The sequence below is a fragment of the Shewanella sp. SM87 genome (genome assembly GCF_025653705.1).
GTDB lineage: Bacteria > Pseudomonadota > Gammaproteobacteria > Enterobacterales > Shewanellaceae > Shewanella > Shewanella oncorhynchi.
This window is the reverse complement of sequence record NZ_JAKKSC010000039.1, coordinates 1-17,815: the sequence shown is the minus strand read 5'-3', so window position 1 is coordinate 17,815 and position 17,815 is coordinate 1. Positions and strand designations below refer to the sequence as shown.

The 17,815-nt window shown below is 43.8% G+C and carries 9 protein-coding genes, 2 rRNA genes and 2 pseudogenes; 6 read left to right on the top strand and 7 right to left on the bottom strand.

Annotated features, from left to right (window positions below):
- Positions 1-81: 81 nt before the first annotated feature.
- On the top strand, positions 82-1,821 hold the full coding sequence (gene ggt / locus L5M11_RS21015; protein WP_263193157.1) for a gamma-glutamyltransferase: 1,740 nt from the start codon (positions 82-84) through the stop codon (positions 1,819-1,821).
- Between the two features lie 713 nt (positions 1,822-2,534).
- On the opposite strand, the gene L5M11_RS21010 is transcribed toward ggt, so the two are convergent.
- The 4 genes and pseudogenes from L5M11_RS21010 to L5M11_RS20995 all read right to left on the bottom strand — a co-directional run.
- Positions 2,535-5,009, bottom strand: a complete 2,475-nt coding sequence (locus L5M11_RS21010) for a hypothetical protein (RefSeq protein WP_263193154.1) — start codon at positions 5,007-5,009, stop codon at positions 2,535-2,537.
- 453 nt (positions 5,010-5,462) lie between these two features.
- Positions 5,463-5,675: pseudogene (locus L5M11_RS21005) on the bottom strand (hypothetical protein); the annotation flags it as partial.
- A 380-nt stretch (positions 5,676-6,055) separates the two neighbouring features.
- Positions 6,056-7,033 carry a transposase gene (locus L5M11_RS21000; protein ID WP_263163047.1) on the bottom strand — a complete coding sequence of 326 codons (978 nt, stop codon included), beginning with the start codon at positions 7,031-7,033 and terminating at the stop codon, positions 6,056-6,058.
- A gap of 142 nt (positions 7,034-7,175) precedes the next feature.
- Positions 7,176-7,367: pseudogene (locus tag L5M11_RS20995) on the bottom strand (hypothetical protein); the annotation flags it as partial.
- 241 nt (positions 7,368-7,608) lie between these two features.
- Here L5M11_RS20995 and L5M11_RS20990 point away from each other — a divergent pair.
- The 3 genes from L5M11_RS20990 to L5M11_RS20980 all read left to right on the top strand — a co-directional run bounded on the left by L5M11_RS20990 (position 7,609) and on the right by L5M11_RS20980 (position 10,925).
- Positions 7,609-9,822 carry a M3 family metallopeptidase gene (locus tag L5M11_RS20990; protein WP_263193153.1) on the top strand — a complete coding sequence of 738 codons (2,214 nt, stop codon included), beginning with the start codon at positions 7,609-7,611 and terminating at the stop codon, positions 9,820-9,822.
- 269 nt (positions 9,823-10,091) lie between these two features.
- Complete coding sequence (locus L5M11_RS20985; RefSeq protein WP_113940932.1) at positions 10,092-10,541, top strand: acetyltransferase; 450 nt, start codon at positions 10,092-10,094, stop codon at positions 10,539-10,541.
- Positions 10,542-10,925: a GCN5 family acetyltransferase gene (locus L5M11_RS20980; RefSeq protein WP_113940933.1), complete on the top strand. Its 384-nt coding sequence runs from the start codon at positions 10,542-10,544 to the stop codon at positions 10,923-10,925. It abuts the gene before it with no gap.
- Between the two features lie 214 nt (positions 10,926-11,139).
- Here L5M11_RS20980 and L5M11_RS20975 read toward each other — a convergent pair whose 3' ends face one another.
- Positions 11,140-13,284 carry a M3 family metallopeptidase gene (locus L5M11_RS20975; protein ID WP_263193151.1) on the bottom strand — a complete coding sequence of 715 codons (2,145 nt, stop codon included), beginning with the start codon at positions 13,282-13,284 and terminating at the stop codon, positions 11,140-11,142.
- Positions 13,285-13,991: 707 nt separating this feature from the next.
- Between L5M11_RS20975 and L5M11_RS20970 the strand changes: the two genes are divergently transcribed.
- Positions 13,992-16,037, top strand: a complete 2,046-nt coding sequence (locus L5M11_RS20970; RefSeq protein WP_263142517.1) for a bifunctional 2',3'-cyclic-nucleotide 2'-phosphodiesterase/3'-nucleotidase — start codon at positions 13,992-13,994, stop codon at positions 16,035-16,037.
- Between the two features lie 207 nt (positions 16,038-16,244).
- Positions 16,245-16,994 (top strand): DUF2057 domain-containing protein, encoded by a 750-nt coding sequence (locus L5M11_RS20965; protein WP_263142518.1) that lies wholly within the window; start codon positions 16,245-16,247, stop codon positions 16,992-16,994.
- A 323-nt stretch (positions 16,995-17,317) separates the two neighbouring features.
- Here the strand turns inward: L5M11_RS20965 and rrf are convergent.
- Positions 17,318-17,433 (bottom strand): 5S ribosomal RNA (gene rrf, locus L5M11_RS20960).
- Positions 17,434-17,621: 188 nt separating this feature from the next.
- Positions 17,622-17,815, bottom strand: a 23S ribosomal RNA gene (locus L5M11_RS20955); the annotation flags it as partial.

Genomic DNA, 17,815 nt, shown 5'->3' with positions numbered 1-17,815 from the left:
TGAACAAGTATACGAGGTTGCAATTAAGCCTAATTCTCGGCACATTGCATAGCCATAATTAAAATAAATTCAGGATTGAGTATGCGTCCAACAAGACCTTTTAGACCTCTTATTCTCGCCATTGCGATGGCGCTTCCCTTACTATCATCTCCCAGTCTGCTTGCCGATGAATCGCCAATTTTCAGCCAGATGGCCACCGCACAACCTGTGTGGGCTAAGCATGGCATGGTCGCAAGCCAAGAAACTCTCGCCAGTCGCACCGGCGTTGAGATCCTAAAGCAAGGCGGTAATGCGGTTGACGCCGCCGTGGCTGTCGCCTTCAGTTTGGCAGTCACCTTACCCCGTGCTGGCAATATCGGCGGCGGTGGTTTTATGCTGGTGCATATTGCCAAAGAAAACAAAACCATCGCTATCGATTACCGTGAAATGGCGCCGTCTAAAGCCAAGAAAAACATTTTCCTCGACGAAAATGGCGACGCAGTTGAAAAACTAAGCCGCGAACACGGTCTTGCCGTGGGTGTGCCAGGTACTGTGATGGGCATGAGCTTAGCCCTTGAAAAATATGGCACTATGACACTCGCCCAAGTCGCCGCGCCCGCGATTAAAATGGCGCAGGAAGGCATTAGCGTAACGCCAGATCTTGCCCAATCCCTTGCAGGCCTCAAACGCCGCATGACCCAATGGCCAACCACGGCCGCTATCTTCTACAAAGCTGACGGCAGTGACTATCAAGTGGATGATATTCTTAAACAACCTGAACTTGCCCATTCGTTAAGTCTTATCGCTGAAAAAGGCACCAAAGGATTCTACGAAGGTGAAACCGCCACTAAGCTCATCAATGCGGTGAAAGACGCTGGCGGCATTATGACCTTAGACGACCTTAAAAATTATAAGGTTGTGGAACGTGAACCCGTGCGCGGCGAATACCGCGGTTACCAAGTTGTGTCTATGCCACCGCCATCATCGGGCGGTGTACACATCATCGAAATGCTCAACGTATTGCAGCAATTCCCGATAGACAAACTCGGTCACAATACCGCGCAGACGATTCATCTGATGGCAGAAACCATGAAGTACGCCTATAGCGATCGCAGCGAATACTTAGGCGATCCCGACTTTTATAAGGTACCCGTCAAAGCCTTAACCAGTAAGGACTACGCCCAAAAAATCGCCAGCCAAATTGCGATGAATAAGGCAACACCGAGCGCTGAAATCAAGCCCGGCAAGCTCGCGCCCTATGAGAGCGATCAAACCACTCACTTCTCGGTAGTCGATAAATGGGGTAATGCAGTTTCAAATACTTACACCTTAAACTTCAGCTATGGCTCAGGTTTAGTGGCGAAGGGAACAGGGATTCTGCTCAATAACGAGATGGATGATTTCTCGGCCAAACCCGGCGTGCCAAACGGCTACGGTTTAGTCGGCGGTGATGCCAATGCGGTCGAGGGCAATAAGCGCCCACTCAGTTCAATGAGCCCAACAATAGTGATGAAGGATGGCAAACCCTTCCTCGTCACTGGCAGTCCAGGTGGTTCGCGCATTATCACCACCACACTGCAGATCATCATGAATGTTATTGATCATGGATTGAATATCGCGGAAGCCAGTAATGCGGCGCGGGTTCATCATCAATGGCAACCCGATGAATTGCGAGTCGAGTCCAGCTTTAATCGCGATACCATTTCCCTGCTCGAAGCCAAAGGACACAAAGTGAAAGTACAATCCGCTATGGGCAGTACGCAATCAATCATGGTGACCGAACAAGGGATTTTTGGCGCCTCTGATCCGCGTCACTCAGGTAGCGAAGCCATCGGCTACTAGCATCCCCATGATGCCGATTTTAGTGAAAGAAATGAGTTAATGAGATAAGTGGAAGAGAAGAGATGACCTATTCGATATAGGTCATAAACCCTGAGTAAAGCTTGTCCTTCCGCTCAACGAATGCACACTCTCGCTTAAAAAAGCCCTGCTATAAATCACTGTATAAGCAGGGCTTTTTATTGTGTGGAAAAGTTATTGTGCTAATTTGCATTGTTTTTTACTTTAGTGACGCTGCAACTGAATCATGAAATATCATACTAAACACCACTCACTTCAAGACAAAACATGTAGGTGAATTGTACTGGGTGGCCAGTTATTTCTATCGTTGGGACACTTGCGTTGGCTGGTATCCACTCATATAGGCTTGCCATGGCATTCACTCATCGACGCGCAGCCAGTCCGTCCGTGGATGCTCGACCGCCCCATCCATGGGGCGGACGGTCGTCTCGCTAATCACCATGGCTCACCTTTCGTGCATTCACGTAACCTGTTGCTTATAAAGACAGATCTAACATTTACCGTTATCAGATTGACTAATAATTTTATTTATTGATGACTTATAAATGCTTTTTAATAAGGCTAATAAAAATACACAGCAATCTTTTGGACGAAAATAAGTTAAATTAATTTGTAATACTCCTCTAACAAACTCATTTTTAAATAAGAAAAACTGTAAAGTAACATAACGGTATTTATACACACATGCACAATGCTTACTCGGCCAACCTATCAAAAAACGCAGAGGTTCTTTCGCCGTAAGGTCCTAATTCAATAGGTACAGAATTAAAGCCATCTACCTCACTCGCAACAATAACCTTTACCTCAATATCTGGAATGATTTCATGAATATTGGCAATAACTTCCTCTAATTTTCCTTTATATTCATCAATATCTGCCTGCTGTTGACAATATTGCTCACAGATCAGAAAGGCAATGTCAGGGGATAACCTCTGGATTTCATCAATAAATGAAGTTACTTCGTTAGGGTTATCTACAAAGCTAGCGGCGCTTAATTTAACTTCTGCCGCAATGAATTTACCATCAATGACAGCAAGAAAATCGATTTCATTATTGTCATTGCCTTCACGATTTTTAAACAGATTAACCTCAGGCAGATAAAATGCCTGTTGAGAACGGAAAACATCCATTAAATGGTCAATAGCCCATAGTACAGTCAATCCGTTTTGCTCAATAAGTGCGGAGGTTATAAACGGAGCAACTTTGTATTTCCACTCCATATCAATTGGTGTTTTATGTAGTTTGTTACAAATACTACAATTGTTATCCAGTTTGATTGTGTCTAGCGTCAAGCCATTTTCATTACCACAGTACGAACAACGCCATCTGTATTCCTGAATTAATATGCCCTGATGAACTAAGTATTCGATGGTGTCTTTAAGGTTGTTTTTTAAGTACTGTTTTGTAACGCCAACGTTATCTAGTCTCATTTGCTCTGTAATGTGCGCGAGGCTGACAGGGGTATACTGATCAATCATCGTTGTAAGCTTATTGAGAGAGAATGACGATTTGTAGTTTTCTATCGACTTTCTAACTATTTTTCGCCAAAAGGAATTGGTTAATATACCAGCATGAGAAAGGTCGCCGTCAAATAATGAGATAACGCCACGGTGTTTTTGACCTTTATCGGACAATTCTAAATCATAGTATTTAGCTGTGACTAATTGTAAACGCATATCATATTCATACCTCATTTTTTGGATATGCTCTAAAACGAGACATCGGAATACTTTTTCTTCATCAGGGATGAATAAAGAAATAGTTAACTCATGTTGCGCTATTCCATTAAATAGTTGTTGTGGCGCATCAGGGATTACGATAAATGAACCATGTCTAGATACTTTTGCTCGATTTTTAGTGAATGCTAATGCCGCTTCAAGTCGTCTAGGTAGCTTCCAATCATTGAAGCCACCTATTACTTTATAATTTTCCTTTGGTTTCTCAATATATAGGTTAGAGATGCACTGTCCTGATTTAAAGTCATATAGATCAGGTGTTAGATACTTAAAGTGCTCGACTTCATCTACTACAAACTTGTGATCGCGTTCATAGACTTTTAGAGACCTTATTCCTGACTCAACAATATATTGACCTTTAAGTGCTCGCTCACTCGGTAATGCTGGACTATCGAAATTATCTGGCACCGTAACATAGCTATAAGTATAGTCTTGCAGATGTTGGGCTAGCTGTTCGCAGTCTTCTTTGGCAAGAGATAAGCTTCGTAACCTCAAAGAAGAAGGACCATTGCCTTGCCCTTTAAAATTATGAGCATTTAAAAACGCACCTAATGATGTTAAAAAGTCATCGTTATCAAAGTGCTCTCTTGAAATACTGAGAGCGCTGAAATCATATCGTTCGTTGTTTTCGGACAATAATCTACCATTCCAAAAATGTAGTCTATCTGCAGCAGTATCACCAACAAATAAATTAAAGCTATTTGCCCATTCATAATCATTTGGGTGATTAATAGTCGATGCATGAATGCTCGAAAGCTTTGAGAAAGTTTTGACCTGCTTTTGGGCAAGCTTACCCAAAAGTTCAGCTAAGCTATGGCAGCGCTCATTGCCAACATCGTTATATGCGGGTAGGTCTTGTGCGCAATAGCAAACAGTACCGAAGATATTCAGCCGCCCAAGATTAGGACCGTTCCCCCCTTGAGATATACCAAAGTTATCTGGTAAGAATCGATATTCATCATTTTCATAGTATTGCGTTATGTACAAGTTTGGCTGGTTTGCATTCGACCAATCTTGGTACTTCGCATAAGGACTGTTAATTGTTGACATTGCTCGAATAGGAGTAAAGCCATAAGGCCAACTTGGAATGAACTGCCTCCACCTCTTAACTTCGCCATGAACTTCATGCTTTATCATTTCGATAGGTAGAGATTTCTTATTGATGATATTGATTTGTTTTAATGTTAAATCGACGTACGAATAAACAAAATCCGCATCATATTGTTCTAGCCAGTCTAAATACCTATCAGATATAAAATCGTCATTACTAAAAGGGATTATTAAAGATTTAGTTCCGCCCCAACGGGAGTATGCTTCGTAAAAAATGCCATCTAAAATCCATTGAGTGGTGTTGTCATCAACTAAAGGAACAATAAATGCGACTTTAACTGGACGATTTGAGTATCTTACATTGATGCCTTTTTTGTTTTCCATTTAGCTAAACTTGTTAAAGCCATAGTCCTGTTGACACTCTGTAGTAGTATTGAAATTTGGTCAACTCTCTCATCATACCAAGAAGGTTAAAAACGCTTCGCTAACGAGCTTTGGGGCAATAGCTTTTTAGCTAAACGAACAGCGAAAGGGTCAGTGAGGATTGGCATTGTTGCAACAGTGACCGTTGGCGGCATGGATGCCGCCGTCGAGCCTATAGGGATACTTCTTATGAAATAAAAAGACGGCGAGTCACTGGGAAACAATGACAATTCATGCAGCACAACTGACGATATAACTCACTAGCTTTGAGCCTTTCAGCCTTTGAGTATTTAGAGTTGAAATGGCAGAAATCTAAGATTTAACCGCCATTTCCGAATGAACCTTTTATATTCAGAACGGCTTTATTGCTCCCTACACTTTTGTGTCATCCCAAAATAACTTTAACAAAGAGCACTATTTCACCGCCGATAGCTCGATAAACGCTGCGGTATACATTTTTAGGTTCAGCATAAATTGCTTATGGGCGATGAACTCTTTTTCGGTATGGCCTGTGTATTCCACGCCCAGCATCGCTGGGTCAAAACTTAAAGCAATGGGGAATAATTTACTGTTCGTTGAGCCGCCAATTGTAATGGGTTTAGGGTCGACTAAGCCAAGAAAACGTGCCTGAGACGCGATAATATCCCCGCCCAGTTTGCCATCATTTTTTGCTTAAAAGCCTGAAACAAAACATTTGTTACAAACTAAACACAAAATCGATGGAACCCCTAGTCCGATACATGTTAAACAGTCACATTAAGCTTAAAATCAGGCAAGCTTAAAATCAGGCCACCCATAATAAAACTACATAATGTACTCTGCGTTTAGGTTCAAGCAACGGAAAGCCACATGAGTAGCGAAAAAGGCTGATAAGGTATGGGATAAATGGATGATGTTTAGCTAAATCGGGCTATTTGATTGAAAAAAGGTAATTTTTTGCAAGAATGATCCAAGCCATTGTCTGGTTGGCCATTTTGAAAGGTAAAGTCGATGAAATAGGCTTGAGATCAACCCGTTTTGAGGTAGTGGCAGCATTTAGCAAAGTGCCGACGTCGCTTCTCTAAGTGTTCGCAGTAAGTGGTGAGTTCTTGCAAAGTACCCACTGGGCCATGAAATAATTTACCAAACTCAGTGGTTAGCTTAAGCCAGTTATCTTGGGTAATATCTAAACTTGTTAGCAACTTAGCATTCATTTCACTGATTGAGCCGCGTTTATCCGCTCGAATAATCCGCCCTGTATCCTCAAGTAACTGAAGATAATCCTTGAGCACAAACGCAATACCATTGGGCTGGTTACCGTGCTCATTGCCAATGAAAGGCAATAGTCTGTTCGGTTGCTCCCCCTTTATCGCCGCCTGAATACGTAGCTGAATACTAGTATGGTCTGATTTTTCTGGCGTATCAGCCATCTTGGCTCTGATGGGATTCAAATCCACGTAGGCCATGCAGGTTAAAACGGCAGTTTCATCGAGCAAGGCTTGCGATTTAAAACGCCCTTCCCAGAAACGACCTGTACAGTTATCTTCTTGATTTGCTTGCCTTGCAATCGGTTCGTTTAAGCAGCGCATGAACCAACTGATGTCACATAAACGGCTTCGATATGTCGCGATAGAATGCCTTAATCTATTAACCTCATAAGCGTCAACCAGTTCACCTTCAGCAAACTTACGCGTTAATTCATCGCCTTTAAACAGTTTATGCCATTGTTCAAGCACTTCTATGTCACTCCAGCGATTCGCCGTCTCGATATCAATGCGTAACACCACATGCAGATGATTCGACATCACCGCAAAGGCCGCCACATCAATAGCAAAAACCGCCTCAAGTTCAAACAGTAACGACTCAACCCAAGCTCGGCGATGGTCATAGTTTTTACCTGAATAAGCATCATCCCCACATAAAAATGCCCGCCGAACAACACGGCTACAGCAATGATAAAAGGGAGTGTCTTCAAGACTAATCTGAGTTCTACGAGGGCGCGGCATAAAAACCTCCTTGTTGAATGCTTAATCAAAGCATAGTCGGAGGTTAACTACTGCACCATTGAGGCTGGGTGTCTCCGTTCAGGCCTAGCACCATTGAGGCTGGGTGTCTCCGTTCAGGCCTCTCCGTTCAGGCCTTCTCCGTTCAGGCCTCTGCGGTATACATTTTTAGGTTCAGCATGAATTGCTTGTGGGTGATGAACTCTTTTTCGGTATGGCTTGTGTATCCCACGCCCAGCATGGCGGTGCCAAAACTTAAAGCAATGGGGAATAATTTACTGTTGGTTGAGCCGCCAATTGCAATGGGTTTAGGGTCGACTAAGCCAAGAAAACGTGCCCGAGACGCGGTAATATCCTCGCCCAGTTTGCCATCATTTTTTGCTTAAAAGCCTGAAACAAAACATTTGTTACAAACTAAACACAAAATCGATGGAACCCCTAGTCCGATACATGTTAAACAGTCATATTAAGCTTAATTTAATGGTTTTAGCCGCTCGTAGACTTCAATTTTCTCCTGAAATCCAAGGCCATCATCATGCAAACATCCATAACAATATCGACCTAACGGGGAACAAATAATGAAGGGACTAACCGTCAAACCGCAAGCCCTCACGCCACGCACTGCTAAGCTCACGCTAAGTGCCATCGCTTTCGCCTTAACATTGGGCGCCTGTAGTACACAACAACCCGATGCCAGTGTTCAAACAAGTGCGGCGCCAAATGCAGTGTCAGCGCAAATTATCAGCCAGAATGCGACTAATCCATTCTTTAAACCCTATGATACTTTTATGGAAATTCCGGCCTTCGATAAAATCAAGCCTGAGCATTTCCTCCCCGCATTTAAAGCGGGAATCGCCCAACAACACGAACAAATTCGAGCGATTGTTGATAATAAAGCCAAACCCACCTTCGCCAATACGATTGAAGCCATGGAGTTTTCTGGCGATCTAGTGACGCGCGTTTCTAACGTCTTCTTTAACCTGACGGGCGCGGATACGAATGAAGCATTGCAAGCACTCTCGAAAGAAGTGTCGCCTATGTTATCGTCCGCCGAAGACGATATTTTGCTCAATGACAAACTGTTTCAAAAAGTTAAAGCTGTCCACAACGCAAAAGACAACCTGAAGCTCAGCACAGCCCAAGCCAAATTACTGGAAGATACCTATAAATCTTTCACCCGTGGCGGCGCTAACTTAAGCGAGCCAGATAAAACCAAACTGCGCGCGCTGAACGAAGAAATCGGCAAACTCAATTTAACCTTTGGAGACAATCTATTAGCCGAAACCAATGCATTCGAATTAGTGGTTGATAATAAAGCCGATCTCGCAGGTTTACCCGCAGATGTGATTGCCACAGCCTTTGAAACCGCCAAAAAACGTGGCCATGAAGGCAAGTGGGTATTTACCACGTCTCGCCCTTCTATCACGCCTTTTTTAACCTATGCCGATAACCGCCAGTTACGTGAAAAACTCTACAAAGGTTATATCGAGCGCGGTAACAACAATAACGCCAACGATAACAAGATTATCCTTGCGAAGATTGCCGCCCTGCGTGCCGAACGTGCTCAACTGATGGGCTATAAAACCCATGCGGATTTCGTGTTAGAAGAACGCACAGCTAAAACACCAGAAAACGTCTACGGTTTACTCAATAAAGTATGGCCAGCGGCATTGGCCCAAGCCAAAACCGAAGTGGCTGATATGCAAGCCATGATTGACGCTCAAGGTGGCAATTTTAAGCTGCAAGCGTGGGACTGGGATTACTACGCCGACAAGATCCGTGTCGCTAAGTACAGCTTTAACGAGCAACAAACCCGTCCGTATTTCTCCCTCGACAGTACATTAAAAGGCGTGTTCTACACGGCTAACCGTTTGTACGGTTTAACCTTTAAAGAACGCACCGACTTGCCAAAATACAATGCAGAAGTTCGTACTTGGGAAGTTTACGATAAAGACGGCAAACTGATGGCCATCTTTATGGGTGACTATTTCACCCGCGACAGCAAACGTGGCGGCGCTTGGATGAACTCCTTCCGCAAGCAATACAATATGAATGGCGTTGATTCTAAACCTATTATTGTCAACGTATTAAACTACCCTCGCCCAGCGGGTAATGAGCCAGCGCTGCTGACCTTCGATGAAGCCAGCACACTATTCCACGAATTTGGCCACGCACTACATGGCATGTTATCGAACGTCGAATATCGCTCACAGGGCGGCACCGCCGTACCTCGCGATTACGTTGAGTTCCCATCGCAAGTGAATGAAAACTGGATGACTCAACCAGAAGTGTTAGCCCAATTTGCCAAGCACTACAAAACCGGCGAAGTGATCCCGCAAGAACTGGTGAAGAAAATCCAAGCGGCCAGTAAGTTCAACCAAGGTTTTTCTACCGTTGAATACATGGCGGCCACTAAACTCGATTTAGATTGGCACACACTGACCGACACAACGCCAAAGGATGCGGCCAAGTTTGAGGCGGACTCGTTAGCGGCAATGGGACTGATTGAAGAAATTAGCCCACGCTATCGCAGCACTTACTTCTCGCATATTTTCGCGGGCGGGTATTCCGCAGGTTATTACAGCTACCTCTGGTCGGATATTTTAGGCGCTGATGCTTTCGAAGCCTTTAAAGAAAACGGCATTTTCGACAAGGCCACTGCGGATTCCTTCCGTAACAATATCCTTTCGAAAGGCGGCAGCGATGATCCTATGCTGATGTATAAAAACTTCCGCGGTAAAGAAGCCGGTATAGAGCCGCTACTGCGTAGCCGCGGATTACTGGCTGAATAATCATCCCTCTAAATTGAAGTTTTAAATATCATAAACAGGGAGCTAATACTCCCTGTTTTTATTTTACTGATACTAAATAGGGAAATAGCGAGAAAGGTCAAGATGACAGAGTGCAGCTTGGCAGGTAACATCTTGGGAAAAAGATGTTACGGAACTTACACCTAAACTTCTTAAAGGCGGATTAGTAACAGTGGTACGTTTCCGCTTCACATTTTAACCCACTTTAATTCACCACTTAGGCGACATTAAATCTTCAATAGAGTTATATGATGAATATTGAGATGGTAGAAAAAGCAGATCATCTTAGTCTGCTCAATATTTGGGAAGCATCAGTGAGAGCAACCCATGACTTTTTAGCAGAAGAAGATCTACAGGAATTAAAGCCGTTGATCCTCGAACAATATTTTGACGCCGTTCACTTAAAGTGCGCTAAAAATGACAATGGAGAAATACTCGGATTCTGCGGGGTACATGATGGCAATATTGAAATGCTGTTCATCTCACCTGACGCGCGCGGAAAAGGGATTGGTTCCATGCTAGCGACACATGCCATTAAAGAACTGGGAGCCACAAAGGTTGATGTTAATGAGCAGAATGAGCAAGCATTAGGTTTTTACCAGCATATTGGTTTTTCAGTAACGGGTCGCTCACCCGTTGATGGACAGGGTAAACCTTATCCGCTGTTGCATATGGCGTTATATTCCATTGAGGGATTGTAGATGTATCCTGATTCAATCGATGAGAATAGGGTTGGAGAGTATCCGGCGGAAACAAAATCAGGCGGCGGTTATTTCTATGATCAAGTACTAGAATATCGTGTTTGGTGCCGCCCTTGGCAAGGTGCTCCAGATGAATTTGATGGTGAAATCTACTATTACGCATTTCATACTTATAATGAGGCTCTTGAATTTTCGAATGAAACTGACGGGTCTGAAGCGCCTTTAGTACTTGTTAAACAGCTTGAATGGATTGATGAACCAGAAGCAGGAAAATTCATTCATAAAACAGGTGAACGCCTAACAGAATGGAGGGTTGAGTGGCTATTAGAGAGTCAACGTAAGGAGGACACTATTGCTAACTTTATAAGCGACAATCAAACATAACAATTTAATCAATAAAAAATAGTTTAAGACTGTCTTTCGACAACATTTCAACAAACTATTTTGGATCTGTGATTAGGAGCGTTACCTGTAGATTTTTCGTCCTCTAAACTTCCTGTCTTGAAACAAAAAATGGTTAATAAATCCGCCCCAACATCAATAAAAAAAGGCTTGTTAGGTTTCCCTAACAAGCCTTTATCTTTTTACAATTAATCAATTAATCGACTAAACCACGGCGCTTTAACAGTGCCTCTGTTGTCGGTTTTTTACCGGTAAAGTGAATATAATCTTGCATGAGATCTTCACTGTTACCTTTAGATAAGACTTCCTTACGGAATTTGTCACCATTATCGGCTTTTAAGCCACCTTGCTCGCCCATATAGGCAAAGGCATCGGCGGCAAACACTTCGGTCCACAAATACGCGTAATACCCTGCGGAATAACCACCGGAGAAGGCATGGCTAAAGTAGCTCGACTTATAACGGGGTGGTATTGGCGCAAAATCAAGACCATGTTTAGCTAGCACTTGGTGCTCAAACTTCTCTACATCGTTAATTTGAGTGCCGGCGCTGATAGAGTGCCATTCCATATCTAACAAGGCCGCTGACAGGTACTCAACGGTATCAAAACCTTGGCCAAACTTATTGGCCGCTAAAATTTTATCAAGCAGCGCCTTAGGAATTGGCTCACCCGTTTTGTAGTGTTTGGCATAGTTAGCAATCACAGCAGGGTCGATATTCCAATCTTCGTTAACCTGTGATGGGAACTCAACAAAGTCACGTGCGGTTGATGTGCCAGCCACGCTTGGGTATTTCACCTGCGAGAATAAACCGTGTATCGCATGGCCAAATTCATGGAACAGAGTGGTCACTTCATCGAAGGTCATTAGCGTTGGGCCATCGGCTGGCTTAGGAATATTAAGCGCGTTATAGACAACGGGCTTAGTGCCGAGCAGACCGCTTTGGGTGACGAACTCATCCATCCACGCGCCGCCGCCTTTGCCTTCACGGGCATACGGGTCTAGATAGAATAAGCCAATAGAACTGTTATCTTTATCAAAGACTTCAAAGGCTAAAACATCGGAATGCCACACGGGTAAATCGGTACGCGGTTTTAAGCTGATGCCATACAATTTATGCATAGCGAAAAACAGCCCGTCTTTCAGCACAGTATTAAACTCGAAATAAGGCTTGATACTGCTTTCATCGAGGGAGTATTTCTCTTTACGCACTTTATCGGCGTAGTAAGCCCAATCCCAAGGTTGCAGCTCAAAATCACCGCCCGCCTTTTTGATTTCAGCTTGAATATCAGCCGCTTCCACTTTGGCGCGAGCTAAAGCTTTTGGCGCTAAATCATCGAGGATTTCATACACAGCGGCTGGGGTTTTCGCCATTTGATCGGCAACCGCATAGGATGCCCAAGTATCGAACCCCAGTAAATTGGCTTTTTTAGCCCGTATTTGCGCCATTTTGACAATCAATGGACCATTGATTGCGACGGCTCTGTGCGCCGAGGTTTCCCACACTTTTTGGCGCAGTTCACGGTTGCTCAGGCTAGAAAGCACAGGTTGGCGTGTCGTGTTGACTAAAGTAATCAAATAGCCTTCTTTTCCCGCAGCTTTGGCCGCTGCGGCTAAGGTGGCGATTTCGCTGTCGGATAAACCGGCTAACTGGGCTTTATCAGTCACAACAATCACATCATCTTTAAATGATTTTAAGCTGTTTTGTGAAAAGTCCGTCGCTAAGGTTGCAAGCTCAGCGTTAAAGTCGCGCATCTTAGCTTTATCTTCGGCCGACAATTTCGCGCCAGCGCGGACAAACTGCTCATAGTAATATTCAACTAGACGCTGATCTTCCGCATTTAGGCTGCTCTTTTGCTGGTATACGGCTTCAACACGGGCAAATAAAGTCGGATCGAGATAAATATTATCTCGGTGGGCAGATAGCTTAGGTGCAAGATCCGCTTCGGTTTTCTGAAAATCATCATCAGAAATCAGACCTGCGAGATTAAAGAAGGTACGCGATACGCGCGTTAACAATTCACCCGAGGTTTCCATGGCGAGAATGGTATTGTCAAAACTAGCCGCCTGTTTGTTATTCACAATCGCAGCGATTTCTGCATCGTGAGCTTTAATGCCCTGCTCGAAGGCGGGAGCATAATCTGCGGACTGAATAAGATTAAATTGCGGCGCTTGATCTTGCAGTGGACTCTTGCTCAGCAGCACATTAGTTGCTTGCGCTTTAGCAGCAGTTTGAGTCGCAACGGCATTTTTGGCTTCATTGGTGCTTACATCAGGCTTGTCTGAACAAGCGCCAAGTAACAATGCCGCAGCTACGGCTGTGGTAATAACGGACTTACGCATATTAACTCCCTTGGATGTTGCTGCCCTTTCGATTGTATTTTTAAGGTGAAAGGTGCGCGCAAATGGATTTTGGCTTTCGGTTTACAACAGTCTGTTTTAACGAACTTGTGTAGCTTCGTACGTCAATTTCGATGAACTACCTTAACAAGTTACGCGCATTTCAGCCAAGTTTTACCCGCCCAGAGCGCAGCTTATTTGTATCACTTTATGTGTATTACCCGTCTAAATAAGCCTATGCCAACGCTACGCTAAACCTAACTCACCTCAATCAAGCCAAGAGACATGCGCGCATAAGTGATCAACATTGGCTAAAATTTGATGTAAAAGAATTATTTAAAACAATTCTACTGAAGTTTTACGTCAAATATCCCCGACATAGACAAGTGGCTGAGCAAATAAAATGCCATTCCAATAACAAATATTAATTCTTCTTAATAAACTGTTTACTGTAATTATTTAAACATTTCTGTAACAAATAAACAGGCTAAACGGCTCACTATTTAGGCAAGCAAACCTTGAGTCACAATTTGAAACAGCTTTTATCCGATTAATGTCACATTCAGATCATCAAATGTCTTTATAATTCCCGCTCGTTAACTTAGCGGCAAATTAACCTAACAGTTAAATTACGCTGAATTAACGGGATGATGGGCATGGTCTTTTACGGAACATGCATTGGGGTCAAATAAATATAAATAGAGATAACTATGTTAAATAAGAAAATACTCGCAGTGATGATCACTGCCGCCCTTGGTGTAAGCGCCTGTAATTCTGATGACGACAAAGTCGTTCAAGCCGATTTACGGGTACTCGAAACCACAGATCTGCACACAAATATCATGGATTTCAACTACTACAGTGGCAAAAATGACCCAACTATCGGTCTAGCCCGTACTGCAAGCTTAATCCACGCTGCACGCAACGAAGCCAAAAACAGCGTACTCGTCGACAACGGCGATCTACTACAAGGCAGCCCAATGGGCGATTACATGGCTAAAGTTGGCCTGCAAATGGGTGATATTCATCCAGCCTATAAAGCCATGAACCTATTAGATTATGAAGTCGGTAATATCGGTAACCATGAATTTAACTATGGTTTAGATTTCTTAAATAAATCCATTAGTGGTGCAGATTTCCCTTATATCAACTCAAACGTTTATTGCGCCGACGATAATGGTTGCTGGAATGAGGTTAAAAAAGGTGAGCATTTATTCACCCCTTATATCATCAAACAAAAAAACATCATCGACAGTGAAGGTAATAATCAAACCATTAACATTGGTTATATTGGTTTTGTGCCACCGCAAATTCTATTGTGGGATAAACAAAATCTGACGGGTAAAGTGACGGTCGAAGATATTATTGAAACCGCGAAAAAATATGTCCCAGAAATGAAAGCCAAAGGGGCCGATATCATTATCGCCATTCCTCACTCTGGCATTGGTTCAACGGAAAATCCTGGCGATCCTATGGCTGAAAATGCCACTTACGCTTTGACTTATGTTGATGGTATCAATGCGATTCTCTTCGGCCACAGCCACTCTATCTTCCCTGATGCTAAGTATGCCGACTTACCCAATACCGACGTCACTAAAGGCCTACTGAACGGCGTCCCCGCAGTGATGCCAGGTCGTTGGGGTGATAACCTAGGGGTTGTTGACTTTAAACTTGAACGTAGAGATGGTAAATGGCATGTCCTTAGTGCGAAAACGCAAGCTCGCCCCATATATAATGGTGCGACTAAGGAAGAGTTAGTTAGCCAAGATCCCGCAATTAAAGATGCAGTCGCAGCCGAGCACCAAGGAACCCTCGCCTTTGTGGATGAACCTATCGGCGTTGCCGCAGCCGACATGTACAGCTTCCTTACCTTAGTGCAGGACGACCCTACGGTACAAATCGTTTCCGATGCGCAAATCGCTAACGTGAAAGCGAAATTACCTGCAGCATTAAAAGGTCTGCCAGTGCTATCAGCCTCTGCACCCTTTAAAGCGGGCGGTCGCCACGGTACAACCAGTGATGCCGATCAATTTGTGCAAGTTGATAAAGGCCCACTGACCTTTAAAAACGCCGCCGATCTGTACCTGTATCCCAATACTATGGTGGCAGTCAAAGCGACGGGCGCCGAATTGAAAGATTGGCTCGAGTGCTCAGCAAACCAATTCAATCAAATCGACCCAGCAAAAACCACCCCACAAGGTTTAATCAACTGGGATGGTCATCCAACCTATAACTTCGACGTACTCGATGGCTTAACCTATAAAATTGATGTGACCCAACCGAGCAAGTTTGACCGCGATTGCGCCGTCGTTAATGCCAACGCAAACCGTATCGTTGATTTAAGCTATAAAGACGAAAACGGCAAAGTCATCACAGGTGAAGAATTTGCCGCGAAAGAGTTTATCGTTACCTCAAATAACTACCGCGCCTTCGGGGGTAAGTTTGCTGGTACGGGTAGCGACCATGTGGTACTTGAACTGCCCGATACTAACCGTGAAGCGCTAGCTGCTTATATCACAGCGCAATCTCAGTACAACGAAACCACAGGTAAGTACGAAGCTATGGTCAATCCAAGTGCCGATTACAACTGGGATTTCAAAACCATCACTACCAACGTCACATTAGACATTCGCTTCGAAACCCAAGACAGTGACAAAGCCGCTGCCTTTATCGAAGCCAATAAACAACGTGAAATGAAGAAGATAAGCAAAGATGAACTGGGTTTCGCCGTTTATAGCATCAACCTAACCAAATAAGCGTTCAATCCCGAAATATCATGCTCAAAAAGGCTCATCGTGAGCCTTTTTTATTCCCTACCGATTAAATTAACGCTAATCTGCGCGCTATAAACAGTGTGTCGCCATTTAGTTCATCATGCTCCACACTAAAGGTTAAACCTGCTTTGTGTCGCCAAATATCTGCCTTATTATTTAGCGGCGTCCTCGCAACAACAGAGAAAGCTTATGAAATATCAATCAATCTTATGTGCCACTGCGTTAATGCTGGGCGCAGTGCAACCTGCAACGGCCGATGTTCATCTCAATCTGCCTAAAAATGCTGAAGTGCTAACGGTCAATGGCAAGCCAGCCGTAAAGAGTGGCGATCTCGTTTTAGCTGATGGGACCAATCAGATTGCCTTCCGTTATGCCGCGCAATATCGACAACAAGCTGACTCAGTACATTATCTCTCCGACGTGCTCATCGTCCGTTTTGATGCGTCAGCACAAACACTCACGCTGACACTTCCCGCCATCAACTCAGCCAGAGATGCAAAGAAATTTGATGAGTCACCTAAGCTGACACTATTAAATGCTCAAGATGAAGCCGTGGGTTTTACCAGCGATAAATTGATTAAGAATGGCATTCAACTGGGACGGGATTTCGAACACGAGATACTGCAGTACAACCTTAGTAATCATCCGGCTTCATTAAATCTCACTATGAATACCGCGACAACACAACCAAGCGACGCTATTACACCCGTATTGGCAAGCCAGCCACAAATACGCCAAACAGCAGTAGTCACATCCACGAACTTGATCGCGCCAGCAGTTATGTCGTCCTCAGCCGCAGCGGTCAATGACAAGGCTCAACAAACTACTCCTGCGACCACACCTAGCCAAGCTGAAATCAGTCAAATGCTGGATTACTGGTACAAACAAGCTAACGACAATACCAAAGCCAGCTTCAAAGCCAAAATCAACAAAGAGTGATGCATAGAGCACGCAAGCGTTGAAGAGGATATTTGTCCTCTAACCATCAACATTGCTTCAGCTATCTATTTCAGACCGCCAGCTTAGTGTCACTATGAGCTGGCGGCTCTATTACAGTTCATAAAATGAGAACTTAGTAAAACTTAATCTCATTAAGAAAGCGTTCAGTAAACCCATTCCCACTTCACAGCTTAATGTAATTTAAGCCTATCAACGTCCTAACCAATAAAGCCCTTTCAAAAATACTAAAACGTGCAAATTCCAGACGCAAAAAAGCCAGCTTATTTAGCTGGCTTGGTTACATCTCAATGAGATAATTAGGCGCTTGGCGATGACCTACTCTCACATGGGGAGACCCCACACTACCATCGGCGCGTTTGCGTTTCACTTCTGAGTTCGGGATGGGATCAGGTGGTTCCACAAGGCTATTGTCACCAAGCAAATTCTGTTTATTACCGTGTCCATCTCTGGMYCACGYTAATAATAATTCGGAAAGCTGATTTTCTGTTGAGTCTTTAACTTTATCAAGTATCTGTATTCTGTCTAAGGCTTTTCGTACGACCTCCATGSAWGGAGGAAGTGCTAGAAAATGTCTGGAACATTTTCAGTAAAACCCATCTGGGTTGTATGGTTAAGCCTCTCGAGTCATTAGTACATGTTAGCTCAACGCCTCACAACGCTTACACACCATGCCTATCAACGTCCTAGTCTCGAACGGCTCTTTAGAGGAATTAAATTCCTAGGGATGACTCATCTTAGGGCTCGCTTCCCGCTTAGATGCTTTCAGCGGTTATCGATTCCGAACGTAGCTACCGGGCAAT

Excerpts from the sequence above, each read along its gene's own strand:
- L5M11_RS20970 (WP_263142517.1), top strand. The coding sequence starts at position 13,992 with ATGTTAAATAAGAAAATACTCGCAGTGATGATCACTGCCGCCCTTGGT.
- L5M11_RS21010 (WP_263193154.1), bottom strand. The coding sequence starts at position 5,009 with ATGGAAAACAAAAAAGGCATCAATGTAAGATACTCAAATCGTCCAGTT.
- L5M11_RS20980 (WP_113940933.1), top strand. The coding sequence starts at position 10,542 with ATGTATCCTGATTCAATCGATGAGAATAGGGTTGGAGAGTATCCGGCG.
- ggt (WP_263193157.1), top strand. The coding sequence starts at position 82 with ATGCGTCCAACAAGACCTTTTAGACCTCTTATTCTCGCCATTGCGATG.
- L5M11_RS21000 (WP_263163047.1), bottom strand. The coding sequence starts at position 7,033 with ATGCCGCGCCCTCGTAGAACTCAGATTAGTCTTGAAGACACTCCCTTT.
- L5M11_RS20985 (WP_113940932.1), top strand. The coding sequence starts at position 10,092 with ATGAATATTGAGATGGTAGAAAAAGCAGATCATCTTAGTCTGCTCAAT.
- L5M11_RS20965 (WP_263142518.1), top strand. The coding sequence starts at position 16,245 with ATGAAATATCAATCAATCTTATGTGCCACTGCGTTAATGCTGGGCGCA.
- L5M11_RS20975 (WP_263193151.1), bottom strand. The coding sequence starts at position 13,284 with ATGCGTAAGTCCGTTATTACCACAGCCGTAGCTGCGGCATTGTTACTT.
- L5M11_RS20990 (WP_263193153.1), top strand. The coding sequence starts at position 7,609 with ATGAAGGGACTAACCGTCAAACCGCAAGCCCTCACGCCACGCACTGCT.